The 26,442-nt window shown below is 58.9% G+C and carries 27 protein-coding genes and 1 pseudogene; 14 read left to right on the plus strand and 14 right to left on the minus strand.

Annotated features, from left to right (window positions below; all coding sequences use genetic code 11):
• Positions 1 to 7 precede the first annotated feature (7 nt).
• The 10 genes and pseudogenes from B015_RS0129175 to B015_RS0129220 all read right to left on the minus strand — a co-directional run bounded on the left by B015_RS0129175 (position 8) and on the right by B015_RS0129220 (position 6,888).
• Positions 8 to 985, minus strand: coding sequence for a tripartite tricarboxylate transporter substrate binding protein (locus B015_RS0129175; protein WP_018431311.1), 978 nt, complete (start codon positions 983 to 985; stop codon positions 8 to 10).
• Positions 985 to 2,043 (minus strand): glutamate cyclase domain-containing protein, encoded by a 1,059-nt coding sequence (locus tag B015_RS0129180; protein ID WP_018431312.1) that lies wholly within the window; start codon positions 2,041 to 2,043, stop codon positions 985 to 987. The genes B015_RS0129175 and B015_RS0129180 overlap by 1 nt, the downstream gene beginning before the upstream one ends.
• A 42-nt stretch (positions 2,044 to 2,085) precedes the next feature.
• Positions 2,086 to 3,588 carry a tripartite tricarboxylate transporter permease gene (locus B015_RS0129185; protein ID WP_018431313.1) on the minus strand — a complete coding sequence of 501 codons (1,503 nt, stop codon included), beginning with the start codon at positions 3,586 to 3,588 and terminating at the stop codon, positions 2,086 to 2,088.
• Positions 3,589 to 3,590: 2 nt separating this feature from the next.
• Entirely contained in the window at positions 3,591 to 4,034 is a 444-nt protein-coding gene (locus B015_RS0129190; RefSeq protein ID WP_018431314.1) for a tripartite tricarboxylate transporter TctB family protein, read from the minus strand.
• Between the two features lie 420 nt (positions 4,035 to 4,454).
• Positions 4,455 to 5,300 carry a transglutaminase family protein gene (locus tag B015_RS0129195; RefSeq protein ID WP_018431315.1) on the minus strand — a complete coding sequence of 282 codons (846 nt, stop codon included), beginning with the start codon at positions 5,298 to 5,300 and terminating at the stop codon, positions 4,455 to 4,457.
• Between the two features lie 12 nt (positions 5,301 to 5,312).
• Positions 5,313 to 5,588 (minus strand): DUF1488 domain-containing protein, encoded by a 276-nt coding sequence (locus tag B015_RS0129200; RefSeq protein WP_026227880.1) that lies wholly within the window; start codon positions 5,586 to 5,588, stop codon positions 5,313 to 5,315.
• Positions 5,585 to 5,914 carry a hypothetical protein gene (locus tag B015_RS31910; protein WP_018431317.1) on the minus strand — a complete coding sequence of 110 codons (330 nt, stop codon included), beginning with the start codon at positions 5,912 to 5,914 and terminating at the stop codon, positions 5,585 to 5,587. Before B015_RS31910 ends, B015_RS0129200 begins: the two co-directional genes overlap by 4 nt.
• Complete coding sequence (locus B015_RS0129210; protein WP_018431318.1) at positions 5,911 to 6,153, minus strand: hypothetical protein; 243 nt, start codon at positions 6,151 to 6,153, stop codon at positions 5,911 to 5,913. Before B015_RS0129210 ends, B015_RS31910 begins: the two co-directional genes overlap by 4 nt.
• Before the next feature lie 175 nt (positions 6,154 to 6,328).
• Positions 6,329 to 6,628 (minus strand): annotated as a pseudogene (locus B015_RS33995) (hypothetical protein); the annotation flags it as partial.
• Complete coding sequence (locus B015_RS0129220) at positions 6,625 to 6,888, minus strand: hypothetical protein (RefSeq protein WP_026227882.1); 264 nt, start codon at positions 6,886 to 6,888, stop codon at positions 6,625 to 6,627. The gene B015_RS0129220 and the pseudogene B015_RS33995, both read right to left, overlap by 4 nt.
• Positions 6,889 to 7,393: 505 nt before the next feature.
• Here B015_RS0129220 and B015_RS0129225 point away from each other — a divergent pair.
• The 4 genes from B015_RS0129225 to B015_RS33705 all read left to right on the plus strand — a co-directional run bounded on the left by B015_RS0129225 (position 7,394) and on the right by B015_RS33705 (position 10,086).
• The gene (locus B015_RS0129225; RefSeq protein WP_026227883.1) at positions 7,394 to 7,711 is read left to right on the plus strand and encodes a co-chaperone GroES; all 318 of its coding nucleotides are present in this window, start codon (positions 7,394 to 7,396) and stop codon (positions 7,709 to 7,711) included.
• Between the two features lie 40 nt (positions 7,712 to 7,751).
• Positions 7,752 to 9,386, plus strand: coding sequence for a chaperonin GroEL (gene groL / locus B015_RS0129230; protein ID WP_018431322.1), 1,635 nt, complete (start codon positions 7,752 to 7,754; stop codon positions 9,384 to 9,386).
• Between the two features lie 74 nt (positions 9,387 to 9,460).
• A complete protein-coding gene (locus tag B015_RS0129235; RefSeq protein WP_026227884.1) occupies positions 9,461 to 9,853 on the plus strand; it encodes a hypothetical protein in 393 nt (130 codons plus the stop codon).
• Between the two features lie 65 nt (positions 9,854 to 9,918).
• Entirely contained in the window at positions 9,919 to 10,086 is a 168-nt protein-coding gene (locus B015_RS33705; protein ID WP_018431324.1) for a hypothetical protein, read from the plus strand.
• A gap of 709 nt (positions 10,087 to 10,795) precedes the next feature.
• Here B015_RS33705 and B015_RS32940 read toward each other — a convergent pair.
• From B015_RS32940 to groES, 3 genes are all read right to left on the minus strand, one after another.
• A complete protein-coding gene (locus B015_RS32940) occupies positions 10,796 to 11,035 on the minus strand; it encodes a hypothetical protein (protein WP_081623616.1) in 240 nt (79 codons plus the stop codon).
• A gap of 64 nt (positions 11,036 to 11,099) precedes the next feature.
• The gene (gene groL, locus B015_RS0129250) at positions 11,100 to 12,728 is read right to left on the minus strand and encodes a chaperonin GroEL (RefSeq protein WP_018431326.1); all 1,629 of its coding nucleotides are present in this window, start codon (positions 12,726 to 12,728) and stop codon (positions 11,100 to 11,102) included.
• Between the two features lie 48 nt (positions 12,729 to 12,776).
• Positions 12,777 to 13,091 carry a co-chaperone GroES gene (gene groES, locus B015_RS0129255; protein ID WP_018431327.1) on the minus strand — a complete coding sequence of 105 codons (315 nt, stop codon included), beginning with the start codon at positions 13,089 to 13,091 and terminating at the stop codon, positions 12,777 to 12,779.
• Between the two features lie 329 nt (positions 13,092 to 13,420).
• Between groES and B015_RS0129260 the strand changes: the two genes are divergently transcribed.
• A complete protein-coding gene (locus tag B015_RS0129260; RefSeq protein ID WP_018431328.1) occupies positions 13,421 to 13,699 on the plus strand; it encodes an usg protein in 279 nt (92 codons plus the stop codon).
• Between the two features lie 368 nt (positions 13,700 to 14,067).
• Here B015_RS0129260 and htpG read toward each other — a convergent pair whose 3' ends face one another.
• Positions 14,068 to 15,960: a molecular chaperone HtpG gene (gene htpG / locus B015_RS0129265; RefSeq protein WP_040457429.1), complete on the minus strand. Its 1,893-nt coding sequence runs from the start codon at positions 15,958 to 15,960 to the stop codon at positions 14,068 to 14,070.
• 404 nt (positions 15,961 to 16,364) lie between these two features.
• Between htpG and B015_RS0129270 the strand changes: the two genes are divergently transcribed.
• From B015_RS0129270 to B015_RS0129305, 9 genes are all read left to right on the plus strand, one after another.
• Positions 16,365 to 16,751, plus strand: a complete 387-nt coding sequence (locus B015_RS0129270) for a DUF982 domain-containing protein (RefSeq protein ID WP_245262438.1) — start codon at positions 16,365 to 16,367, stop codon at positions 16,749 to 16,751.
• A gap of 212 nt (positions 16,752 to 16,963) precedes the next feature.
• Positions 16,964 to 17,155: a CsbD family protein gene (locus tag B015_RS0129275; protein WP_018431331.1), complete on the plus strand. Its 192-nt coding sequence runs from the start codon at positions 16,964 to 16,966 to the stop codon at positions 17,153 to 17,155.
• A 61-nt stretch (positions 17,156 to 17,216) separates the two neighbouring features.
• Positions 17,217 to 17,393, plus strand: coding sequence for a hypothetical protein (locus B015_RS34000; protein ID WP_018431332.1), 177 nt, complete (start codon positions 17,217 to 17,219; stop codon positions 17,391 to 17,393).
• A gap of 16 nt (positions 17,394 to 17,409) precedes the next feature.
• Positions 17,410 to 17,541, plus strand: coding sequence for a hypothetical protein (locus tag B015_RS34115; protein ID WP_018431333.1), 132 nt, complete (start codon positions 17,410 to 17,412; stop codon positions 17,539 to 17,541).
• 656 nt (positions 17,542 to 18,197) lie between these two features.
• Positions 18,198 to 20,000, plus strand: coding sequence for an AAA family ATPase (locus B015_RS0129285; RefSeq protein ID WP_018431334.1), 1,803 nt, complete (start codon positions 18,198 to 18,200; stop codon positions 19,998 to 20,000).
• On the plus strand, positions 19,993 to 21,768 hold the full coding sequence (locus B015_RS0129290; protein ID WP_018431335.1) for an ATP-dependent helicase: 1,776 nt from the start codon (positions 19,993 to 19,995) through the stop codon (positions 21,766 to 21,768). Before B015_RS0129285 ends, B015_RS0129290 begins: the two co-directional genes overlap by 8 nt.
• A 397-nt stretch (positions 21,769 to 22,165) precedes the next feature.
• Positions 22,166 to 23,866 carry a zinc dependent phospholipase C family protein gene (locus B015_RS0129295; RefSeq protein ID WP_081623606.1) on the plus strand — a complete coding sequence of 567 codons (1,701 nt, stop codon included), beginning with the start codon at positions 22,166 to 22,168 and terminating at the stop codon, positions 23,864 to 23,866.
• An 8-nt stretch (positions 23,867 to 23,874) separates the two neighbouring features.
• Positions 23,875 to 24,858 carry a hypothetical protein gene (locus B015_RS0129300; RefSeq protein ID WP_157632957.1) on the plus strand — a complete coding sequence of 328 codons (984 nt, stop codon included), beginning with the start codon at positions 23,875 to 23,877 and terminating at the stop codon, positions 24,856 to 24,858.
• 365 nt (positions 24,859 to 25,223) lie between these two features.
• A complete protein-coding gene (locus B015_RS0129305; RefSeq protein WP_018431338.1) occupies positions 25,224 to 26,360 on the plus strand; it encodes a GGDEF domain-containing protein in 1,137 nt (378 codons plus the stop codon).
• Positions 26,361 to 26,442 lie beyond the last annotated feature (82 nt).

The raw sequence follows: 26,442 nt of genomic DNA on the forward strand, positions 1-26,442 counted from the left end.
GGCTGTGTCACTTGGATAGCGAAATACCCAGCTTGGTGATCAAGGCGTTGTAGTTCGCCTCTTCCATCGTGAGCATCTCGCGGGCCTGATCGGGCGTGTCGGCCACGACCTGCGCGCCCATCGATTGGAACTTTTCCTTCACCTCGGGCATCTTCAGCACCTTGACGACGTTTTCGTTCAGGCGTGCGACTATGTCCGCGGGCATGCCTTTCGGGCCGATGACCATTGCCCACGAATTGGCGGCGAAGCCGTCCAGTCCTTGCTCTGCGACGGTCGGCAGGTCCGGGTATGCCGTCGAACGTTTGGGACCGCCGGCCGCGATTGCCTTCAACTGGCCGTTCTCGAGATAGCCGCGTACCGCCGGCAAGGTGTCGAAACCCATCTGGGTGACGCCGGCCAGCAGGTCCGGCATGGAATCGCCGCTGCCCTTATAGGGAACGTGGATCATGTCGACCCCAGCGGCCTCGGCGAACCACGCTCCGAACAGATGCGAGTTGCTGCCCTGTCCGGCGGATTTGTACGCCATCTCGCCCGGCTTCGCCTTGGCGAGCGCAATGAATTCCTGCACCGTCTTGGCCTCCAGCTTCGGCGGCACCACCAGCACCATTTCGGTCAGCGCCGTTGTCGTGATCGGCGTGAAGTCGGCCACCGGATTGTAGGGCAGGTTCGGCACCAGCGCCCGCGCCATGGCGTGTGATGCGACCACGACGCCCAGCGTGTACCCGTCGGGCTGGGCCTTGGCGATCTCGGAGATGCCGATGACGCCGTTGGCGCCGGCCCGGTTTTCCACCGTCACCGGCTGGCCGAGAAGCGGCGAAAGGTGTTCGGCGATCAGCCGGCCGGTGATATCGCCCTGCCCACCCGGAGCGTAGGGAACGATGATGGCGATAGGCCTGGACGGGAAGTCCTGCGCCATCGCCGGAGCTGCGACCATGAAGGCAGCGGCTGCCAGCGCGTTGAGGGCGCGGCGGGTCAAACGGATCATTACACAGTCTCCCTTTCCTTGGTGCCTTCTTTCATTTTTCCGTGCGACAGGCCGCGGTCCGGTGCGGCGAGGTTCAGCCGCAGCATGTCGTGCAGTAGTTGAACGATGGAGATCGAGCTCTCGCCGACGGTTCCGTCGACGATGAAGCGGTTGCTGCAGTAACGCATCTCCCAGCCGCCATTGTTCAGGCAGGCTTCCAGGATCCGCCGCTCCATCTCAGGAGTTTGGAGAGCCTCGCGATCCTTGATCAGGAACGACACCATCGCAGCGATGCCGTAAGCGCCCCAGTTGGAGATCGACGCCGGCAGGAATACGTCGGTGGCGATGGTGGTGATGACGCCGGTGCCGCCTTCGTACTGGCATTCCCGCCCGTAGGGATGGAAGTCGCGCATGAAGTCGTAGATGCGGCCGAAGCCGATCTCGTTACCATTGTCGCCGATGCCGATCGTCAGCGCACCGGCCTTCTGCGCGGCGAGGAACACGTGGCCAAGATCGACGCAGTCCTTCTTCACGCCGGTCGAGCCGTGCACGAAGCCCTGGTCGTTCGGCCCCAGCCTTTCGATGGCAATAACGGCGGCGGGCTTGTATTCGTCGACGATAGACTGCGCCCACCGAGCCGTCGCCGTCTTGTCTTGCGGCGCAGTGATCAATGCACCGCCCATCCTGCGGGTCTTCGCCAGATGGAACTCACGGATCATCACATGCGCGGCCTGCGACGAGGCGATCACCGGCGGCGCGTGGCATTCCTCGACCACGAAGACGGGTATGGCTTTAAGCCCCCAGTAGATAGCGCGCGCCAGCGAGGCTGCTCCGGGGGGGCCGTCGCTCTCGCCGTTGGGCACCTCCGGATAGTAACCGGCTCCGGTCACGATGAACACGACATCGCCCGGCTTGACCCTGCCCACGAGGGCTTCCGCCGCGCGGGCGCTGATCGGACGGCCGCCGCCTTCCTTTCTCGCCTCGTCATAGATCTGGCGAACGATCCCAAAGTTCATACCCCGGTTTCGCATCTCCACCGTGACGAGACGGTCGACGTATTCACCCATGATGTCGGGCATGGCTTCCTCTTTCGTTGGTATTCAAGGCAAAGGTTTTGGGGTTCATTCTTCCGCGAAAACTTCCTCGCGTTTTCGTCGGATCGCCGGCGACAATACCGAAACCAGCAGCAGCAAGGCTCCCACGAGCAAAGCGGCCGAAAGCGGATCGGTTACGAAGACGGACGGATCGCCGCGCGACAAAAGCAGTGCGCGGCGGGCATAGACTTCCATCATCGGCCCCAGGATGAAGCCGAGCAGTAGCGGTGCAGGCTCGCATCCCAGCCGGTTGAAGACATAGCCAAGGAGCCCGAAGCCCGCCGCCATGAAGATCGGAACCGGCGAGTTGGTGATCGAATAGAGACCGATCATCGAGAACACCAGGATGGCGAGATAGAGATAGAAATACGGGATGCGCAGGAAGCTGACCCAGATGCCGATCAGGGGTAGGTTGATAACAACCAGCATCAGGTTGCCGATCCACATCGAGGCCACCAGTCCCCAGAACAGGTCAGCGTTGCGGGTCATCACTTCCGGTCCGGGAACGATGTTGTGGATCATCATCGCCCCGATCATCATCGCCATGACCCCGTTCGAGGGGATGCCGAGCGTCAGCATCGGAATGAAGGAACTCTGGGCGCCGGCATTGTTCGCTGCCTCGGGCGCCGCCACGCCCGCCGGCGCGCCTTTGCCGAACCGTTCGGGAGTGCGCGAGATCTTTTTCTCGATGGAATAGCTGGCAAAGGATGACAATGTCGCGCCGCCGCCCGGTAACAGCCCCAAGACCGACCCCAGGCCGGTGCCACGCATCACCGCCGGCCAGGCCTCGCGGAACTCCTCGCGATTCGGCCACAGCCCGCGGATGCTGCCCTGCATGACCTGCCGGTCATGGTCCTTGCCGGCATTGGCCATGATGTCGCCGAAGGCGAAGAGACCCATCGCCAGGGCGGTGAAATCGAGCCCGTCCACCAGTTCGAAGGAGCCGAAGGTGTAACGCGCGGTGCCGGTAGTGAGGTCGAGGCCGACCGTGCCCAGCAGCAGCCCGACGAGGATCATCCCGAAGGCCTTCAGCAACCCGCCGGACGCCAGCACGATGGCGGCCACCAACCCCAGAACCATGAGGGAAAAGTAGTCGGCTGGAGTGAACGAGAGCGCGATCTTCGACAGGTAGGGCGAAAAGCCTGCGATCAGCAGCGTTCCGACCGTGCCGGCGAAGAAGGATCCCAGCGCCGCGATGGCCAGCGCCGCGCCTGCCCGACCGTTGCGAGCCATCTGGTGGCCGTCGATGCAGGTGACGACCGAGCCGGATTCGCCTGGCAGGTTTACTAGGATCGCCGTGGTCGAGCCGCCATACTGCGCGCCGTAATAGATGCCCGACAGCATGATCAAAGCGCTGGTAGGCTCCAGCGAATAGGTCATCGGAATGAGGATGGCGATGGTCACCAGCGGTCCAACGCCGGGCAGCACGCCGATGGCCGTGCCGAGCAGGACGCCCGTGAAGCACAGCAGCAGGTTGTGGACCGTAACGGCCGTGGCGAAACCGCCTGATAGGTGCGTCAGCCACTCCATCGTCACAGCCCCGCGACCAGCGGCAGGCGCACGCCCAGCCCCGCGACGAAGACAAGCCAGGCAATCAGCGTCAGCACCGCGGCTGCGACCAACACGCCGACGGGACGCCGTTCGCGCGACGCGAAACTCGCCAGGATCACCGCGCCGGGAACCGCGACCACCAGCCCGAAACGATTGAGGCCAAACGCGCCGAACAGCATGCCCGCCACGATGAACACCATGGCCCGCAGGTCGAAGGGCAGGACCTTGTCGCCTTCTCCGGCAAACGAGCGCAGGATGAGCGCCACCCCGACCAGTCCCAGCAGGATGGACACCGCCAGCGGAAAGACCCCTGCACCGAGGCGGGCAAAACTTCCCATGCCGTAGCTGAAAGCCGGCACCGCAAAGAGCCCGGCTAGTGCGACAAAGACGGCTCCGGAGGCCCGGTCAGTTTCAACAGACTTCATGTCAACTCCCCATGGATCGCATTGCCATCCGATGGGTCAAGGAAGCCGCAGCGCGGGCATAATACAAATATAATCTCAGGATCACTTTATTCTAAAATGTTATGCCATTTGCGCTGCGAAGCAAAAAACGCCCGCTCTTGGCGGCGGGTCCAACGTTGCATCAGAACGGACCCCGTCGAGTCGGGTCAGATTGTCCAACGCATATTGGCCACAGTACGTCTTGTGAGACGGGATCCCACAGAACTTAGCGCCCGAATGTCCGCTTTCCCTGAGCCATCAGCCAAACCCAGACAGTCCGGTTCCGGCCCCGATCCTGCCTGAATGATTCCTTCCCAGGAGGGACGATCAAAGGATTCGCGTAGGTCTCGATTGGGGTGGTTTCCTGCCTTTCGGCACTTGGGCGACGAACCTGCAAAGCTGTCAACGCTCTTCGCTCTCGCGATGCTCTTGCGTCTGTTGCAAGCCCGATACCTCGTAAGTCCATACTCGGAACGCCTTCAGAACATGCGGGCCGAAGGAATTGACGAGCGGTATGTCGGCTGCGTCGCGGCCGCGCGCGACGACGATCCTACCGATCCGCGGTGTGTTGTTGCGCGGATCGAAGGTGTGCCATTCGCCATCGAGGAACACTTCCATCCAGGCGCTGAAATCCATCGGATCGACGACCGGCACGCCGATGTCGCCGAGATGGCCATTGATATAGCGAGCGGGAATGTTGAGGCAGCGGCACAAGGTCACCGCGAGATGCGCAAAGTCGCGACAGACGCCAACGCGCTCATGGAACGCCTCGAAAGCCGTCCGCGTAGATCGGGCCTGCATGTAGTCGAAGCGGATGTGGTTGTGGACGAAATCGCAGATCGCCTGCACCCGGCCCCAGCCGGGCGCGAGCGTGCCGAAGTTGTCCCAGGCGGTCTGACTGAGACGGTCGGTTTCGCAGTAGCGGCTGCCCATGAGGTAGACGAGGCAATCGTCCGGCAATTCCGGCACCGGCAACTCCCGGGCACCCAGCAGAATCGGGTCCGGCCTCCCATCGTCCTCGATCGTGGCATCGCCCCACATCGTCAGGTCGCCCGCAGGCGCGACTAGACGGCGGCAGCGGTTGCCAAAAAGATCGCGGTAGATCGAGACCGGTACGTCAGGGTTGATGAACGTCGTCTCCGGCGCCCTTATGTCAGCTGCGCGATCCTCGTGGACCGATAGCAGACACACCAGGGCGGTCGGCTGCTGGCAGGTCAGAGTGATCTCATACCCGTAGCGGATCAGCATCGAGTGATGTCTTTACCGGAAATCGGCGGCGGTAAGCGTATAGGAGGTTTGGCGGCGATGCGAGTAGGCCTCGCGTGCTACATCTTCGATCGACCTGCGCGCCGAATCAAAGGTCGAAAGATACATCTCCTCCGACAGCTCCATGTTGCGCAATCCGGCAGACGACTTGGCGAGCGCCCCTACCTCGACAAAGAACGGCACTTCGAACATGCCGTCGTGCCCGATAAAGCGAACGGCGTTGCGCACTTCGTCGAAGCTGCGGCTCGGGTTGGGGAATTGGAGTGTCACCGCTGACACTCCGGTCTTGCCTGTGCCGTGGTGCGGATATCTGCCAACAGGCTGCTTCCGGCTCGGCGACCCACTTCGTTGCGGCGATTGAGCGACAGCATCCCGTCGGTTGCGACCGAGCGGCTGAGGCCGATCATCTCCAGCCCTTCCCGGGCGGCTGGAACGCCGGTGAAGACATGGTAGATGGTCCATGAACGGTCGGCTTCGATGCGGCGGCCATACTGTTCGTCGCCTGCTGTGCGGACGGATGCACTCCCTTCATTGTCCCAGTCGCCGATCGCGCGGTCATGCCGCTCCCGTTCGGTTTCATCTACGTATCGGGTCATGATCGTGGCCTTTCTTTATTGGTCACGTCGACATCAATGATGCCGGAAAATAGCGCGTTACCGGATAAGTCGGTGATCGCGACGGCGTCGGGCCGCTGAGGCATGTCGAGCGTCTGCGAAAGCAAGTGCGCAATCTCAATCGCGTTAGCGAGATCGACGGCTTCCACCGCCTCTCGGCCCACGACCGCATGGGCGTCATCTGTCTCCCGCGTGCGGTAAAACTCGATGACAACTTTCATGGCGCCCAATGCTCTTTCAGCCGGAGCAGCACTGCCTCAGTGCCTGCCTCGACCTTGTGACGTGTTGGCATTTGCAGCGACCTTGATCTGGTTGCCGAAGGTACTTTCAGGCTTTGGTTGGGCCTTTTCCTGCTTCGGCTTCCTGATCTCGCGATTGCTTCGTTTCTGGCCTTTAGCCATGTCCGAACGTCCTTTCGATGAGCGTTGCGCCATTGCCGGATTGCGACATGTCGACCGGCTCGAGACTGTCCTGCGTTGTGACCCGCTCATGGCGTTCGTCGTCATTGCGGATGCGATATTGAAGCGAATCTCCCCGTGCCGGCAACGTGCCGGTTATGCGGTAGATATCGGCGGGCAACGCTGGTCTCACGAAACCGCCCTTGAGCCGGACAGCCTGTCCGATCGCGAAGAGATGAGCAGGAACATCGTGCCGGGCGGGACGGATCGTGCGTCGGATTGGGTTGGTCGATATCATGATTGTTGGTGATCCTTTTCGAGAGCGGCGTCGAGATCGGCGGGATCAATCGGCGCCATCTGATGTGTCTGGCCATCAATGCCGATGGCGGGCAGGTGAACAAAGGCGCCGACACGTCTCCAGGCGAGGCGGGAGGATACCTCCAGCAGGTCTTCATCCTGGTCCACGCGATAGTCGCCAGCAGGCTGTGCGGCGTCGAAGCCGGGCAGCGTGAAGGGGGCGGAGAACCGGACGATGGTTTGTGTGGTGCGCGTTGTCATGGTCGAAACCTCCACGAAAGCACGCCAGCGCGCCTCCCGCATCATTCCCATTCGAACCGGAATGAATTTCCGTGCTGCCAGTACATCCGTGGTCAGCGACGGGTTTCATTCCAGGGTTCGAACAGAGCGATATGCGCGCCGGGCCGGCGCTTGATGCATTCGCTATCGAGAATTCGGTGGTGAATGGCGGGTCTCTGACACCGCAAAAGCCAAGTCGGCCAAATCAACGAGATTTATATATGGGCTTTACCCGCCACTTTAGCAAGGAGCAAGGCGATGTTATTTCATATAGAATTGAATAATGGCTCTTCCATAAAAATAAACAGCCTTGAAAAGGCAGGAAATACGTATTGAAAACAACGAATATCGCATCGATAGAAGTGAAATAAATTCTTCCAATTCCGCCTTTTCAAAGAAATGCATTTGGCACTCCTATCATTCGAGTGCCAAAGTCGCTATGTATCTGAGGTGGCTGCCTTATGCGCCGGCCTCAGAAAGAACCCCCATGAAATTCCGGCCCCTCCATGACCGCGTCGTCATTCGACGTGCGGAAGGCGATCTCAAATCCAAAGGCGGGATCATCATTCCCGACACCGCGAAGGAAAAACCGCAGGAAGGCGAGGTAATCGCCGTCGGACCCGGTTCACGCGATGAGAGCGGCAATGTGATCCCCCTCGACGTTAAAGCCGGCGACCTCATCCTGTTCGGCAAGTGGTCCGGGACCGAGGTCAGGATCGATGGCGAAGACCTCCTGATCATGAAGGAGAGCGACATCCTGGGCATTGTCGAGAAGACCGGTAGTGCCGCCAGGAAGGTCGCCTGATCTTCCATCCCGCATCTCAAGACCGAACTGGACGAACACCATGTCTGCCAAAGAAATCAAATTCGCCGGCGACGCCCGCGACCGCATGTTGCGCGGTGTCGAGTTGCTCAACAACGCCGTCAAGGTGACGCTCGGCCCCAAGGGCCGCAACGTCGTCATCGACAAGGCCTATGGCGCGCCGCGCGTCACCAAGGACGGCGTCACCGTCGCCAAAGAGATCGAGCTTGCCGACAAGTTCGAGAACATGGGCGCGCAGATGGTCCGCGAGGTCGCTTCGAAGACCAACGATCTCGCCGGCGACGGAACTACCACCGCGACTGTGCTCGCCGCCTCGATTTTGCGGGAGGGTGCCAAGCTGGTTGCTGCTGGCATGAACCCGATGGACCTGAAGCGCGGTATTGATCTCGGCGTCGCCGCCGGCGTCAAGGAAATCCAGGCGCAATCGACGAAGGTCAAGTCCTCCGAAGAGATCGCGCAGGTCGGCACCATCGCCGCCAACGGCGATGCGACCGTCGGCGAGATGATCGCGAAGGCAATGAAAAAGGTCGGCAACGAAGGCGTCATCACCGTCGAGGAAGCCAAGACCGCCGAGACCGAACTCGAGGTAGTCGAGGGCATGCAATTCGATCGCGGCTACCTGTCTCCGTACTTCGTGACCAACGCAGAGAAGATGCGCGTGGAACTGGAGGACCCATACATCCTCATCCACGAGAAGAAGCTCTGCAATCTTCAGGCCATGCTGCCGATCCTCGAGGCGGTGGTGCAGAGCGGCAAGCCGCTGCTCATCATCTCGGAGGATGTCGAGGGCGAGGCGCTCGCAACGCTGGTCGTCAACAAGCTGCGCGGCGGCCTGAAAGTCGCGGCGGTGAAAGCTCCGGGCTTCGGCGACCGCCGCAAGGCCATGCTGGAGGATATCGCCGTCTTGACCGCCGGGCAGATGGTCTCCGAAGACCTCGGTATCAAGCTCGAGAACGTCACGCTCGACATGCTCGGCCGCGCCAAGCGCGTGGTGATCGAGAAGGATACGACCACGGTGATCGACGGCTCCGGCGCCAAGGCCGGAATCGCCGAACGCATCGCCCAGGTCAAGGCGCAGATCGAGGAAACGACCTCGGACTATGACAAAGAGAAGCTACAGGAACGGCTGGCCAAGCTCGCCGGTGGCGTTGCCGTCATCCGCGTCGGCGGCGCGACCGAGACCGAAGTCAAGGAGAAGAAGGATCGCATCGACGATGCGCTCAACGCGACGCGCGCGGCCGTCGAGGAAGGCATCGTTCCCGGCGGCGGCGTGGCGTTGCTGCGCGCCAGGGCTGTACTGGCCTCGCTGACGGGCGGTAACGCAGACATCACCGCCGGCATCTCGATCGTGCGGCGGGCACTCGAAGCGCCGATCCGGCAGATCGCGGAGAATGCCGGTGTCGAAGGCTCGATCGTGGTCGGCAAGCTGACCGATAGCAAGGATCGCAACCAAGGGTTCGATGCCCAGACCGAAACCTATGTGGACATGATCAAGGCAGGCATCGTCGACCCCGCAAAGGTCGTCAGAACCGCACTCCAGGACGCTGGCTCGATCGCGTCCCTGCTGATCACCGCCGAGGCGATGATCGCCGATATTCCCGCGAAGGATTCCGCACCAGCGGCCGGCAACGGCGGCATGGGTGGAATGGGATACTGAGAACAGTGCCTGAACCGTTCGGTCAGCGCGGCCGGACAAAGCAGTCCGCACTCCAACCTGGAAGGAATACCTCCATGGCCATGCAGAGCACGACGAAACAATCTCTCTCCCGTCGTTGGGAAAACTACCAGCCTTCGAAGGCCATGCTGGTCTGGGCATGCATCGCGGCGATGATCGCCACGATCGTCGTCGGCTTCAGCTGGGGTGGCTGGGTCACCGGCGGCACTTCGCAAACCATGGCGAAAGCGGCTGGCGAGACGGCGCGCGGAGAGCTGGCATCCGCCATATGCATTGAACGGTTCAACGCAGCGCCAGATGCGGCTGCGAAGCTTGTCGAGTTCAAGGCTGCTACCGATAGCTACAAGAAAAGGCAGTTCATCGAAGCCGGTGGCTGGGCGACAATGCCGGGACAGACGACCGCCGACCGGCTTGGAGTCCAAGACTGTGTCACCGCGCTTGGAGCATAATACCCTTTAAAGCGCTCAGGCAGGCGCCAGGGCGTTTCCACCCGCCACAGGAAGGAACGCCAGCAATGATCTCGTTTGTGAAGAAGACAGATACGCAGCCGACGCCCAAGCAGGTCGAAGAAAATCGCTTTGAGCAGATCCGCAAGGCGGTGGCTGAACGGCACCGCAAGTCGGATACCGACGGCACGCGCCGCCGCGCCCGCCAGAAGGCCGAGGACAACAGGCTGATCTGAGGTGCATGTACGCTACTCGAAAAGGCAGCATCCGATGCGATATCTTGATCGAATAAGAACGGAACCGTCACTCTGGCTCCTGATACTGATGGTCGGTGGCTTGGCCGCCACGATCCTTTACGTGGTTCTGACTAGCATCACCTATTGAGTGAAGTGCAAGCCAGCTTCTCCGATCCACGCCGACATTGGGACGATGGATGGGCATGGGGATGCGATCGGCGTCTCCGGTATCCGGCCGCCCGGGGAGCTTGCTTTGCTGATCGCAGAGGCGTTGAGGGAAGAGCAGGCTGACATGCCGAAGCTGTCCGACTTGGGTGCGGAATAGTCCTTGGAGGCGGACCAATAAGGGCGCCAAGCAGCGATCAGCCGCAGCGGCTCAACGGCAGCTTTCGGGATTTTGCCATCTCGTACCCGATGACGACAAAGAGGTCGGTTGCCGAATGGCGGGTTATTGCGAGATTTCGCCAAAACCGGACCGACCGCAAACGGCCCCTTTAGGCAAAGTTTGCGCTGGCGCGGCGCAAGTCGTCAGCAAGACAACTGCCACGAACTAGGGCCTGATAGAAATCAAGTGGGTGCAGTAGATCGTCCGGGTTACGAATGATCGGAAGCAAACCTTAAGCCAGAGCAAGCTCGAGCGAGAAAACCCACCCGGCCAGCCGAGCGGGTCTGATCAAAAAGCAGCAAAGGCTCAAGCCTACCGCCTGATCTATTTGTCTCGGGATTTGTCTGCCTGCATTCGTTTCGAGGCCTCTGAAACATGTTGTGCGGCCAAATGCATCAATGTCGACGCCGCGGTGCGGCGAACCCAACCCGCAGCCTCCGCCTTGTCCAGTAAGTTGGCAAGCAGCGGCTTCAGAACAGCACGGCACTCCAGTTCATAATCGAGGAATTCACTTGTTTCGTGGGTCGGTGCCGAAACCAATGGCGAACCAGTCATAGCATTCATGAAGATCACCTCATCTTAGACCTGCCTGCCCCCGCACCGGCGGAGGCAGGCATTTGCCAATGGCTTAGAAGTCCATCCCGGCGCCGGCGGGCAGGGTCGGGGACGCTTCTTTCTTAGGCTTTTCCGCAACCATAGCCTCGGTGGTTACCAGCAGGCCGGCGACGGAGGCTGCATCCTGCAGCGCGGTCCGCACCACTTTGGCCGGGTCTATGACGCCCTGACTGTAGAGGTCGCCATATTCACCGGTTTGGGCGTTCCAGCCATAGGCGAAATCCGTCTTTTCGCGCAGCTTGCCGACGATGATCGAACCTTCGGCGCCGGCATTCTCGGCGATCTGACGGACAGGAGCCTCGATAGCGCGACGAACGATGTCGATGCCGTATTTCTGGTCGGCATTGTCGGCTGTCAGTGTGCCGAGGGATTGTACAGACCTCAGCAAGGCGACGCCGCCTCCTGGCAGCACCCCTTCCTCGACCGCAGCACGGGTTGCGTGAAGGGCGTCATCAACGCGATCCTTCTTCTCTTTTACCTCCACTTCGGTGGCCCCGCCGACACGGATCACCGCAACGCCGCCAGCCAGCTTGGCAAGCCGCTCCTGCAGCTTCTCACGATCGTAGTCGGAGGTGGTCTCCTCGATCTGCGCCTTGATCTGGACAACGCGGCCCTGGATTTCCTGCTTCTTGCCGGCGCCGTCGACGATTGTGGTGTTCTCCTTCTCGATCACGACCTTCTTGGCGCGGCCCAGCATCTGCAGGGTGACGTTCTCGAGCTTGATGCCCAGGTCTTCGCTGATCGCGGTACCGCCGGTGAGGATGGCGATGTCTTCCAGCATGGCCTTGCGGCGGTCGCCGAAGCCAGGCGCCTTCACCGCCGCGACCTTGAGGCCGCCCCGCAACTTGTTGACGACCAGCGTTGCCAGGGCCTCGCCTTCCACGTCCTCGGCGATGATAAGCAATGGTTTGCCCGATTGAACCACCGCTTCGAGAACCGGAAGCAGCGCCTGCAGGTTGGCGAGCTTCTTTTCATGGATCAGAACATAGGGCTCTTCCAGTTCGACCCGCATCTTGTCCTGGTTGGTGACGAAGTAGGGGCTGAGATAGCCACGGTCGAACTGCATGCCTTCGACCACTTCCAGCTCCGTCTCGGCGGTCTTGGCTTCTTCGACAGTGATGACGCCTTCGTTGCCGACCTTTTCCATCGCTTCGGCCAGGTAGCGTCCGATTTCGGCGTCGCCATTGGCCGAGATCGTACCGACCTGGGCAATCTCGTCATTCCGGGTGATCTTGCGGGCGTTGGCCTTGAGCTCCGAGACGACCGCTTCAACGGCCTTGTCGATGCCGCGCTTCAAGTCCATCGGATTCATGCCCGAAGCGACGGCTTTTGCGCCTTCCCGGACGATGGCCTGCGCAAGCACGGTGGCGGTGGTGGTGCCGTCACCGGCCAGGTCGTTGGTTTTCGAGGCGACTTCGCGCACCATCTGTGCGCCCATGTTCTCGAATTTGTCCTCGAGCTCGATTGCCTTGGCGACGGTAACGCCATCCTTGGTGATGCGCGGAGCCCCGAACGACTTGTCGATGACGACATTTCGGCCTTTTGGACCGAGGGTCACCTTGACGGCATTGGCGAGGATATCGACACCGCGCAGCATGCGCTCGCGCGCGTCGGAATTGAATTTGACTTCCTTGGCAGCCATGGGATCACTCCTTCAATAGGCAGTTTTCTTGACTTGGTCGGGCTGTGCTCACGCGGCTTTCTTCAGCGCCGCGGTCTCCTCGATCACGCCCATCACGTCGCTTTCCTTCATGATGAGCAGATCTTCGCCGTTGAGCTTGATCTCCGTGCCGGACCATTTGCCGAACAGGATGCGGTCACCGACCTTGAGGTCGAGTTCCACAAGCTTCCCGCTTTCGTCGCGCGCACCGGAGCCCACGGCGACGACTTCGCCCTGCTGAGGCTTCTCCTTTGCGGTATCGGGAATGATGATGCCGCCAGCCGTCTTTTCCTCGGCTTCGACGCGGCGGACCAGGACACGGTCATGCAATGGACGGAACGTCATATCGTTCTCCTTCAGGACAAACAGATTGTGAGAGGTTCCTCCACTCCGGACCGGACGGACCGGAGCGGGGGGCGCGCAACCCAAAAAGGCATCACGCGCACATGGAGCTAATTTTGCGGTTTTTGAGTTTCAAGAGATGCGGCGAAAATTTTTTTGCAAGCCCGTGCCAGATCACTAGAGCGCTGAAAAGGAACAACAAAATTCGCTGTTATACGACTATGTGATCTTGAATTCGTGCCGGCTCGAGTCAAAAATGTTCAGACCTTGGCAAGGTCCGGGCGGTCGGTAGTAGGTCGCTCTGGATGGGTTCGAAGCAAGGAGGGCGAAATATGGTTGCCACTGTGAGCAAGCAGTTCCGTCGGCAGATGGAAGGATACGGCCTGACCACGGCCGAAATCCATTACCGCTTGCCCGATTATCCCAGTCTGCTGCAACTCTATGTCTGGCAGGAATACGATCTCGCGCCGCATTTCCCTGAACTGAAACAGTTCCTCGGCTATTGGGAACGTGAACTGGAAGGTCCGCTTCATTCGGTGCGCATTGCTCACCAACGGCTGATCCGCCCGTCGGAATGGCGCGCTACCGACGGGGTTATCGTAATCCATTGAAGGTTATTTCAAGCAGCAGCCCGTCAATTGCCTGTGCCGAGTGCAGTTGCGGAGTGGCTGCGCTTTCAATGCAGCCAAAGCCGAGCCTTGCTAGCTTGTGAAATGCTTTGTGCCCATCGCTGGCGCTGCGCTGTCTATCCAGCGCCCGACAAGCACCATCGGCCGTCTGTCAATGCGGCTGCATGCGACCCGCCACGGCGAGAAGGCGTTCCAGGAGTGGATTTCGCGATCTTGCCGAAGACGCCGGGCGCACAGTCGCAGGTATCCCGATTGGTTGCCGCCTGGACAGCCCAGCGAGCAGACGCACTGTCCGACTGCCCGCTTTCACATATCAAGATTGGAGACGCAGTCCGGCGCGCGTCCAATACTCAGTTCGCGGGCACGCTTCGCGCGATCAGCCTCGACATCCGCTGTGAGAAGGCCTTTGCGTCGGCCGGCTTATCCCCGTCGAGGACGCGAGCTTCGTCATACAGAAGATGGACCACATCCTGACGGAACGGCAGGTCTCCATCGCCCAGTCTCGCAAGGGCAAGAATGCGGTCATGACGGGGGTTGATTTCCAGGATCGGCTTTGCAGCCTTGTCGAGACGGCCTGCCGCGCTGAGCAGCCGCTCGATCTGGCGGTCGGGCCCGCCCTCGGGGGCCACGAGACAGACAGCGCTTTCGGTAAGACGGTCGGACGCCTTCACATCGGACACCTCCCCGCCCAGGGTCGATTTTACGAAAGCGATGAAGGTCGCGATCTCGGGCGATGCTTCGGTCTCGGTTTTTGTGGCGTCGTCAGGAAGCGCGATCTCGGAGAGGTCGGCGCCGCCTTGCGTCACCGACTTGAACGGCTTGCCATCGAATTCGGGCGCCATTGTCACCCAGAAGCTGTCGACAGGGTCCGTCAGCAGAAGAACTTCGACGCCACGCGCTTTGAACCCCTCGAGCTGCGGGGAGGCTTCGAGCCGGGCCTTATCGTCGCCGGTCATGAAGTAGATTGCCTGCTGGCCGTCCTTCATTGCAGCGACATAATCGGCGAGGCTGCGCCAGCTGTCTCCCGATGCGGTTGAATGGAAACGCGTCAGTTTCAGCAACTGCTCGCGACGCTCCCAGTCCTCGTAGAGGCCCTCCTTAAGGACGACGCCGAAGTTGTCCCAGATTTTGTGGTAGCGAGCGCCGTCATCCTCCGAGATTTTTGCCAAGTCGCCGAGAATGCGGCTGGTCACGCCTTTGCGGACTGCCGCCAGAAGCGGGCTGTCCTGTATCATCTCGCGCGAAAGGTTGAGGGGTAAATCCGCGGAATCGACAAGACCGCGCACAAAGCGCAGATAGCGTGGTACCAGATCCGCATTGTCGGTGATGAAGACGCGCCGCACATAGAGCTTCATGTGGCCGCTGCGATGCTGGTCGAACAGGTCGAAAGGACGCGAACCAGGGATGAAGGCGAGCGTGTTGTATTCGTGGCGTCCCTCGGCTTTGAAATGAACGGTTGCAGCCGGTTCGTCATACAGTCCGGAAACGCCGCGATAGAAGTCGGTATACTCTTCAGCCTTGATGTCGCTCTTCGACTTCACCCACAACGCCGTGCCGTCAGCGACCTCTCGTCGCTCGACGCCGGGTTTTTCGATTAGCGCCACCGGAACCGGGACATGGCCGGACTGTTCCTTGATCAACCTTTCCAGCTGATAGGGTTGCATATAGCTGGTGGCATCTTCCATCAGATACAGCACGACACGGGTGCCGCGCTTCGGCGCGTCCGCAGCCGAGGCTGACGCGATCTGGTAGGAGCCCTTGCCGTCGGAAGACCAGCGCCAAGCCTCGTCGACGCCTGCCTTGCGCGTAATGACGTCAACCTTATCGGCAACCATGAAAACTGAATAGAAGCCCACACCGAATTGGCCGATCAGTTCGGTACCGTCTCCAGACTTTGCAGCTTCGACGCGCTCCATGAAGGCGCGGGTGCCGGAGCGTGCGATCGTGCCGAGCGCCTCGACCAGTTCGTCGCCACTCATGCCAATGCCGTTGTCCTCGACGGTCAGGCGTTTCTGGTCCGGATCGGCTACAATGGTGATAGAAGGCTTCGGATCGGCGCCGAGCAGTTCTGGCTTGGTGATCGCCTCGTACCGCAGCTTTTCGCAGGCATCGGCGGCGTTGGAAATCAGTTCGCGCAGGAACACGTCGCGATCGGAATAAACTGAATGCACCATCATGTGCAGAAGGCGCGATACATCGGCTTCGAAAGATCGGGTCTCGGCTTCTCTCACATCTGTCGGCATTGAACATTACCTGCTGTTGGACGACTAGGATTGACGGCGGATGAGATGGCGAAATGCGGATGCGCTTTCAAGTGTTGATCGCAGAAACCCACCCCGGTTGTGGCAACGACGCTCATAGTATTTGCGAATCCTGTCATCTTGGCTCTGCATAGCGCTGCTTTCGATCAGTCCTTGTCGGCACGGACCGAGCCGGGCTTCCGCGAAAGCCAGCAACTCTTCAACCGTGGAATGTCGTCTCGATCTTGACGCGGAAAATCGGTCTTCACATATTTTTGGCGGGACATCGCCGATTGCGGGCGATGACCGTCACTCGACCCGTTGAACCGTCGAAACATGGGAGATTTCGATGACCGATAAAATGTTCGATACTCATATGCTTTCGCGAGATGCCACTGGCGAAGCGCTTGCCGGATTTCCGCTTTCTGGTCAGTCGGGCGCTGTCGCGATGTCCCGGGCGTCCGGCGCATGCCGAGCGGTTGTGCTCTGATCTTCGTGAGCGAGAGAAAACCATGCTTTCTCAGCCTTTCGAAAAACCCGTCCGTGTCTGGGTCGGGCTTGGGTTTCCGCGCCAGCTCAACACCGTGGTCGACGCTTATCAGTTCGTCACCGACTGGTGCGGCAACAGCCCGGAACAGAAGGCAGCCATCCGTGCCTGCAAGGCCGCGCTGGCAGGCGACATCGATGCTGAAACCGCGCGAAGCATCGTCGTCTACTTTGCCAGGAAGAAGGACATTCTGTTTGAGGACGCAGACATGGCGGCGGTGACGTCTGAACGACCGCTGCATCTTTGAGATAATGGCTCGGAGGGCGGTTGCGATTGAAGTCCGCCCTCAAGCCGCGGTCCGCAAGCAAGCTCGCTCCGTCGCTTGCGACGGAAGGGCAATCACGCGCCGCTTCTCCCGCATCCGGCAGATCCATCGCTCCGGGGACTTTGGAAAAAAGCGGAACCAATTGTTTGTGAGCAGATTTTCTTGCTGTGCCTGAATTCAACAAGGAGCCGATTATGGGTAGCACATCCGATAAGGTCAAAGGGACGGCCAACGAGGTCGCCGGGAAGGCGCGCCAGGCCATCGGCAAGGCGGTGGGCAACCACGAAGAACAGGCCAAGGGCAAAATCCAGGAAACCAAGGGCAAGGCGCACGTCGCCAAGGGCCGGGTTAAAGACGCTGTGAAGAACCTCGTCGACAAGGCCTGATCGGAAAATACGCACCCAGCAACGAGCCCGCGGCGACGCGGGCTTTTCCTTGGAGAACGAAATGCGAATCGAGATATTGGCTGCAGTACCGGTTGTCTTCGCGCTGTTGGCGGGAAGCGCCCAGGCTCAAACTCCCGACGAGCCTACCGTCACCGCCTGCAAATCGAATGGCTTGTTGGCCCTGCAAGAGAAGTCCAAGGACATCACCGACTTGGTGATTCGCGGTCAGCAAGGCTGATACCAAGGTTGAAGATGTGCCGGTCAAAACCGTCATCCTCGGCGAAGCCTATATTGCTCGAAGTGGCAAAACCGGAGCGCCTGATCGCTTCGTCTGGCTTCTAGGCGAAAAGGGCAAGGTGCTGTTGACCTTCTTCACTGCACAGTAAAGCAAATTCCGGCACGGCGCGTTTCGAGAATTGCGGGGAGGGACGGTACGAAGTCCCCGTGTTCGTTCCAAGTGCACGCGAGCGTCCTGGCACGGATGTCTACGAATTCCACCTCGTTACAGCTCTGAGCGAAGGGCCGCTTTGCGCCCTCAACTCGGCCGTTCGAGGAACCGATCGCATTTCCCGGAAGCAGACATTCTTCGCCTTTTCCAGTGATGCCATTTGGGGGCCCACTTTCCATGGCGCTTCCGCAGCAAGGTGCCGCCCATCTCGCCCTGTGCCCTGCCGGCAACCGCCCGAGGCGGATGTCCCTTCGCCTCGGGCTTTTTGTTAAAGTTGCGGTCACGCTCGGCCACCGCATTCCTGGGGCGACGCTATTTTTCAAGCGCCATTAAAAAGATCCCGACTTCGAGGCGACCCGTCCGACGTAAGCATTACCAACATAAATCAAGGACTGACACAAACAGTGCTTACCAGAAGTGAAGTTCTTGGAATTTTGTAGAGGAAGCATCAGCAAGAAAAATATTTCGCAAACTGTGGCTGTGGCGCAGTGAACCCAGTCGCATCGCAGGTTATGTTGTAAGCGAATCGTCGTTGCACCCGCTACGACCAACGTCGGGGCAAGCAACGACGCACGGAAAATTGGAGAGGTAGACTTGAAGCTAACGCGTCTCGAAATTCGCAATTTCCGAAATTTCAAACACCTTGATGTCCAGCTCGACGGAAGCGCCGTCGTCGTGGGAGAGAACCGTGTCGGAAAAAGCAATCTCCTCTACGCACTCAGGCTGATTTTCGACCCGACGCTTCCAGACAGCGCCAGGCAACTCACTCTGGCGGATTTTTGGGACGGAGTGGCGACGCCAGGCGCAACCGACACGATCTCAGTCTCGGTTGAAATACAAGATTTCGAAAGCGACCTCGACGTTCTACGCGTCCTGACAGATTTTCGATTGGACACCAATTCGTCTATCGTCCGCCTCTCCTACGAATTTCGCCCGCTCGCCAACCTTCCCGGCGCTCCCGCATCCGACGATGACTACCAGTTCATCTGCTTCGGTGGAGAGAGCGAAACCAAGACGTTCGGCCATGACGTCCGGCGTCGGATTATCATGGACCTGCTCCCCGCCCTCAGAGATGCTGAAGGCGATCTGTCGAACTGGCGACGCTCTCCGTTGCGGCCTCTGGTCGAATCCGCGTTCGGCAGCGTCGACCGCGACGACCTTGAAGCTATCAAGGATGCGATCGAGACGGCTACCGCCGGGCTGACCGACTTCGTTGCCGTGGATGAACTACAAGACGATCTTCGGAGCCTTTTCCTGCAGCTCAGTGGTGCCAAGCAAGATGTGAAGCCAAGTCTTGGATTCGGAGCGACCGACATTGCTCGCGTGTATCGCAACGTCAAGCTGCTGATTGACGACGGCAAGCGGACGATTTCAGACGCGAGCCTCGGTTCATCGAACATCGTTTTCCTGGCGCTGAAGGCATTGGAGCTCAAGCGCCAGATCGATGAGAACAAGAGAGACCATACGCTCTTCGCCATCGAGGAGCCCGAGGCGCATCTCCCTCACCTGCAGCGATCCGTTTATCGGCACCTGTTCACCGGCCTTGACGGTCCGGACGACGCGGGCTCCATATCGATCTTCCTGACAACGCACTCTCCGCATATCGCGAGCATCGCGCCTCTGAATTCTATCGTGCTGCTGAAGGATGCACCCAACGAGGGAACCGTGGCCACGTCTGCGGCGCAGATGACCCTCACAACCACCGACCGCGATGATCTCGCGCGATACCTGGACGTCACGCGCGCGGAAATTCTATTCGCACGCGGTATCGTGCTGGTCGAAGGAGATGCCGAGAAATTTCTCATTCCCGAGTTCGCAAAACAGCTGAATATCGACCTCGACAAGCTGGGGATTTCGATCTGTTCGGTCGCGGGCACGAACTTCAGGCCTTACGTGAAGTTCCTGACATCCCTCGGCATCCCGACGGCCGTGATTACGGACTGGGATCTTGTGGGTGAAAAAACACCGCTAGGCATCAAACGCGCGGCGAAACTGTGTCTTCTGATCGAGGAGTTAAAAGGTGATGGCGACGTTGCGGCCCTCGAAGATGAGATCAAGCGGATCAACGATGATGAGGATGAGGACGACCTAGCGGAAAAATTCGAGGAATTCGGCATCTTCACCAATGCCCACACACTGGAAGTAGACCTCTTCAATGGGGAGTTCGCAGACGAAATCCTGGACATACTCGATAGTGTTAAGTTCGGACCCGCTCGAAAGAAGAAGATATCTGATTGGCGCGCCGACAACAGCGACCTCGACATCGACGAATATCTCAAGATGATCGAGGTTCTGGGAAAGGGCCGCTTTGCCCAGCGGCTCGCTTCCAAGATAGAGGGCATCGAACCGCCCGTATACATCCGCAAAGCACTGGAGTTCGTGGCGACCCGTGTCTAGCCCAAACCTTTACCTCCGTGCCGCCGAGGAACTTCGTGAGAACGAAGGTCAATGGGACGCCTATAATTCGACGGGCCACTGTGTCGTTCTCGCCGGTCCAGGAAGCGGCAAGACAAAGACCTTGACGCTGAAGCTGGCGAGGATGCTTGCCGAGGATGTGGAAGAGCCCCGGGGAATAGCCTGCATCACGTACAACAACGAGTGTGCCCGTGAGCTTGAGGACCGGCTGAGCGACTTGGGCATCGAACCGAGCAAGCGCGTCTTTATTGGCACGGTTCACTCTTTCTCGCTGACGCAGATCGTTCTCCCCTATGCAAAAGTCGCGCAGATGGGCTTGCCGGACGACTTTCAGGTTGCGACGCGCGCTGAGCGGTCGCTGGCATTGGAAAGAGCGTATCGGCGTATCGGTGGAGGGCCGCTTAACCCGCAGACCTTGGATTTCTCCATGGGGACCTACCGCCGTTCGATCTTGAATCGGCAATCAGCCCAGTGGCGAGAAGCGGATCCAACAATGGCGGCGCTGGTCGAAGCGTTCGAAGCGGAATTGCGATCGCTTGAACGGATCGACTTCGACGACATGCCGCTTCTGGCGGTCCGCGCGCTGCGGCAGCATGACTGGTTGCAGAGAGCGGTACTCGCCAAATACCCGATCCTTGCGGTGGACGAATATCAGGATCTGGGCAGAGCATTGCACCGGATGGTTATGGCGCTCTGCTTCAGCACCGGAATGCGCTTGTTCGCGGTTGGTGATGTCGATCAATCGATCTACGGGTTCAACGGAGCATACCCCGAGCTCCTGCAGCAAGTCACCGATCGTTCTGATGTAGAGACCGTGCCGCTTCGCTTGAACTACCGCAGTGGGTCGCGGATCGTCACAGCATCTACTTATGCCTTAGGGGAAGACCGAGATTACCAGGCAGCCGAAGGCTCGCCAGAGGGCGCAGTCTATTTTCACCCTCGGTCCGGGGGCTATGACCAACAGGCAAGCTATGTCTTCGATACGCTCCTACCAGCCATCCAGGAGAGGCTGCCGGACATTGGGATGGGCGACATAGCTATCCTGTATCCCGCGGCATGGATCGGGGATGCTTTGGCAACAGCTGCCGCTGCCCGTTCCACCGCGATACTACGAACCGACGGGAACTCCATATACCCGCGAAACAGCCGCTTGATGAGATGGGTCGAGCTGTGCGCGGAGTGGTGTTGCGGCGGGTGGCGAACCGGCGTGCCACGTTTCAGCAGAGTCGCGAACGAAGGATTGAGGTTCTTTTCCGAGGAGCTGCCCGACGAAAATGCGCAGCTGGAATTTCAGAGGCAGCTCGTGCAGTTTCTTTGGGATCGCCGCGACGGGACAGTGGATCTGCGCGACTGGCTCGAAAGCCTGCATACGGAATTCCTGACCGACCTGCTCACTGGCGCTCGGTCTCTCCAGGACGAACGCGAAACGTTCCAGACGTTTCTGGACCGTTGCAAGGATGGGAATTGCAGTCACATGGTGCTGTCGGAGTTCGCCGGACAGAGTGACGGGAATCATCTCAAACTGACCACGCTGCACAGTTCAAAGGGGCGTGAATTCTCAGCCGTAATCATGTTCGGAACGGATGAAGGCAGAATACCCCGCGCGGGTGACACGGGCCGAAGGCTTGTTGAGGCTCGCCGGCTCTTCTACGTCGGGTTCACCCGGGCAAAGCGCGAGGTGCATATCGTGTACACTGCGCACAATCCCTCGCAATTTGTAACCGAAGTGGAGGAGCGTCTTGTAGGCTAGCAGCGTGTTTGTGTATCATATTACGTTTGCCGTTTGGTTTCGTGGTATTCGCCCAGGTTTTCCACGTAGTCTGCTTTCGCCAGCAACCAATCAATAGCCGCTATTCCGCATACGGCCCCCAAATTTGTCTTGCAGATTTGGAAAACGTCTTAGGCTGGTTTGGGTTTTTTGCCTGTCTGCTTTCAGATGGGGCCCCGAGACAGCGGACTTTCATCCGTTCGCCGACCTGGGGTCTGAATCGATCCTTAAGATTTTGCATTTTTGCTGTCTCTGCCAGAACGGCCATTCACCCAGAAGTATTGATCCGCAAACTACCCCTCAAACAGAGACATTGACAACCTAACAACTGAATCTATTCTAACCGTATAGATTTTCATAGTAGCGGCAGGAGCTTGGAATGCCGAGTGCTATTTCTCATCTTCTATTGCTGGAACGTGCTGCGGCTGGAGCCCCCGCTGATGTTCGAGAAATCATCCGCGACAATCCGATACATGCAGCCTGGGGGTCCGTTGGGCCGGATTACCTATTTTTCCATCCTAAAGACTGGTCCAGCTTCGGGCCGGCTATGGAATTTATCTTCCAGGCTCAGGAAAACTTGCGGGAGGTTAAGAGGTTTTTCGACGAGATCGACGCGATGACAGGATCCGCAGCCGACTTCGTCACTGGCGGAGCTTACTCCAGCCTGAAGACCACTGGAAACTACCTGAGCGCAACCATTCTGACAGCCGCGGCCGCTGCGATCTCTCAAACAACAGACCTCTTCCGCCTTTTTGAGTCCCCACAGCAGAAGTATCAGCCACTCTCGGAGTGGTGGTGGATGGATGTAGCCCACAGCTATCGGTCCGGGCGGCATCTGTCCGCGCTTTGGGAGCACGCCAGTGGAAGCTCTCGCTTGCAGGCCTACGTACTTGGCTACGCCACTCACGTTGCGGGCGATGTAGTCGTACACCCGTTCGTCAACCACGTCGCCGGCGGAGGTTACAGGCTGCATGCTAGGAGGCATGTGCTGGTCGAGAAGGCCTTTGACACATACGTGCTCAAAGCGCAGGGCATGCACATCTCGACATGCGGTTGGCACAAAAAAATGGACTTTTCCAGCGGCGGCGACCCATACCCCCAACTTCCCGACGACGTTTCCAACCTGATGCATAACGCTTTGAGCGACAGCTATGCGGATCTTGCGATCAGGACCGGCGTGCCCTCACCTGACGAGATCAAGCTGATGTATCGGTTCTACTACACATGGCTGGAAGGGGTAACCGGACCCGGCATGATCAACCTTGGTCCGCCACCTGCATTCAATCCCCTGAACTTCCCGCCAGAGATCAAGAACATCCTTTCTCGTAGACCTCCCGCCCTGCCAGGTGGACTACCCCAGGACGAAGCCGACTGGCGCGCGTTGCTTCTCGCGCTGTTTGGATTCATGAAGTACGCGATAGAAATGTTCATCGCGCTCGTTTCGGTCGGATATCAGATCATCGCCAATCTTGCGGCTGTACCATTCAAGTACTTTCTTTGGATGCTTCAGCGGCTTCTATATGAGACCTATCGGAAGTTTCGATTGATCCTGTCTCTCGGTGCATATGTGCACCCCGCGAACGAGGACTTATCGTACTTCGACGGCGTGACTTCTGGATTGGGGCGGTACTCAGAGTATCCCAGTCCTTGGGAAAGCTACCGCAATAGCGGACAGACCTATCACCTTGTCCACCCCGCCACTGCGCCTGGCGCGCAGAAGGAAACGCCAGCAACCCACATCTTTTCGAAATACCGAGGACCGCTGGTTTCTTCGGTTGGGCCAGTTAACTTCGACGACGTTTTCGGCCCATTGTTCGGTAGCGCTCCGAACGGTCCTTACCACGATCACCTGGGGATTTGCGCGTTAGGCGACATGAACGGCATCAACACGTATGTTGACCAGAAGCGCGGCTTCGTGTCGGCAGAACGTGTCAGCCTCGAATTGTTCGACGCTCTCAAAAACAAAGTGGCGCTTCCGAATTGGAATCTCGATGGTGACCGCGGAATTTCGTGGCCCGCCTGGCGGTCGAATTCGCCCAAGCCTTGGACTTCCGCAACTGACTTCACTTTGGAATGCTAGGAGGAGCGATGACGGGAGTTCACCCGGTCGGCCAGGAAGCTCCAGTCTCCGGTGTCATCCTTTCGATTCCGCCTAGTCCGCAGTCACATAACCTGGGCGGCATTGGAGTTCACGACACCTCGCGCTCATGGAGCACTTCGAACTCTATCCGTGTGAAGAAAGCTTCCAGCGGATGGGAGGTATCAGTTGTCGTGTACAACCTCGGAATGACTGAGGGTTTAGTTTGTGTCGAAGCGGTCTTCTGGACCCTTCGGAAGGACGGCATGCGGTCGAGTTTCAAGAAGTCGCTCGCTTTAAATGTTTTCATTGAGGGAAATGCCCCGGGCACATATGCGCCGACAATCCAGACTGACTGGATTTTGATCGAGACGCCACCGGATGAGGAAATCACACACATCTACGCCTTGGCGTACGACCCAATGTTCGATTGGATGGATGCTGCCGCCGTAAAGCTCATGGCGGATGCTGTCCCGGATTTCTCGACGAATGCGGCGCGGGCAAGCCGGCAGATCGGATGTCTCAACGTGGCGTACGCCGAACGACTGGGGCCGTTGAAGCTCGATTGGGTTTTCAAGCACGTCATCGGTCACACATCGCCACGCATCGAGAATCTGTCAGCCGCCCCCCTTGAGTTCGTCATAATGAATATAAAAGCGCTACCTACGCCCGTGGAACTGCGCAACGGTGCTGACGGGCCCCTTTTGGCCGCGGACATACGAAGCATTGTGGGGCAGATTTTCTCGTTCGGAGAGACCATTAGCGAAGACATCTATATTTCGCTGGCTTCCCAGAATCCTCGATGCGCGCCGAACTGCGATAGCGATGATCCCGCCATGTATCGATACAAGTCGCCTTATTTCCTCAGAGACAAAGGCGTATTTATTGACGGAGTTCACTCGGGGAAGGGAACAGTGGTCGACGTTCGTGACTTTAGCTTCGATACTCCCTGGGGCGTGAACGGCGAAGTCAGCATTCGACTGATCATGCGGTGATTGATCATGGCCGGACGACAGTCACCCCGATGGGGCTCCCAGATGTTCTAATCGACTAGCTGCCACCGCTTCACGCCTGCCGATGATTGCTTTGGGATTCGACATAGCGAACCCGGAACGGCTCACTTGAGGTCGTAGGCCGAATGGCAGGTATCACCTGGGCGGCTCCTGAAACCGGACAGTCCGGTATCGGCCCCAGATCTGCCGGTCAGCAACGCGCCCGCAGATCGGTCGTTCGGTGCTGCACTCGATCATCTCCCAAGCGGTCGTTCGCTTTGGAATGACGTTCACTTCGCCTTTACCGGGATTATGGCAACCTCTCCGATCATGCGGGCCGGTCCGAATTTTCACCACTGATTGGATCTATGAACTACTACAATGTCATAGGTTTGCTGAACACGAGCATGGCTGCGATATTCTGTATCGCGCTGCTAACGATATGGCGAAACAATCGCGCCCTGAAATATATAGGGGTGCTCAGCCTATCTTATGGGATTCGGTCGCTGTGCTTCGGCATTTTCTACTTTGCCTTCTCCCTTGAAAATCCGGTTTTGCGATATTCGGCGAACATCTTCCTCCTGTTCGCGATAATGCTGCTCTCTATCGGCTTGTCCAATCGGCGCTTACGACAGCCCCGCTACGGCGCTCTCCTTGCTATCGCTGCGATCACGCTCGGAACGCTCTACTATTATCAGTTCATCGAACCGAACCTGCTCGCCCGCGTCATCATTCTCAATTCTGGGCTGGCCCTGCTCAGCCTCCTGATGTTGTGGGATGTCGCGAAGGCGCCGCGCCGCTCACCGGTCGAGCAGGTGCTGCTCGGGTTGTTACTCGTATCTTGCGCAGGCTATCTTCTTCGCCCGCTCTTCCTGATCGCGTCAGGGGCCTCCGGCGACCGGTTCGAAGGTTCCTACTGGCTTGTCGTTTCGATTTCTGATGCTCTTATCTGCGCGATGACTGCTGTTGGTGTGCTTGCGGTTATTGCAAGCGACGTGATGGATGAAATCAAGACTGATGCACTGATCGACACCCTATCCGGATTGTTCAATCGCCGCGGCTTCGAACCGCGCGCACTAAGAGCATTAGCGAAGCGGACGGCCGCCAACCCGCCTGCCATGATCCTCGCTGATCTCGACCACTTCAAATCGATCAACGATCTATTCGGCCATAGCGGTGGCGACTTGATCATTCGGAGGTTTTCCGAGGTTCTCAAGCAGAAGGCGCCCGGCGATGCGATCATGGCGCGTCTTGGTGGTGAAGAATTCGCAGTCATGTTGCCTTCAAACGCGAGCGCCTCTGCCTACCAATTGGCGGAAGAGGTAAGAACAGCGTTTAAGCAAATCGCATTTGACACCGTAGCGGGTGAGGCACACCCGACAGCCAGTTTTGGCGTCGCGATTGCGCGGGAGGATGAAGGCCTCCCGTCTTTGATCGAGCGTGCCGATCATGCCCTCTATAGGGCAAAGGGCAACGGTCGAGATCGCGTTAATCTTGCCGAGTAAGCCACGCTAATATGGCCCTCTCGGAGGGCTACTGCAAACGCCGGACCGACAGTCCGCTATCTATATTGGACGTCCCAAGATC

The sequence above is a fragment of the Hoeflea sp. 108 genome, assembly GCF_000372965.1.
Lineage (GTDB): Bacteria > Pseudomonadota > Alphaproteobacteria > Rhizobiales > Rhizobiaceae > Aminobacter.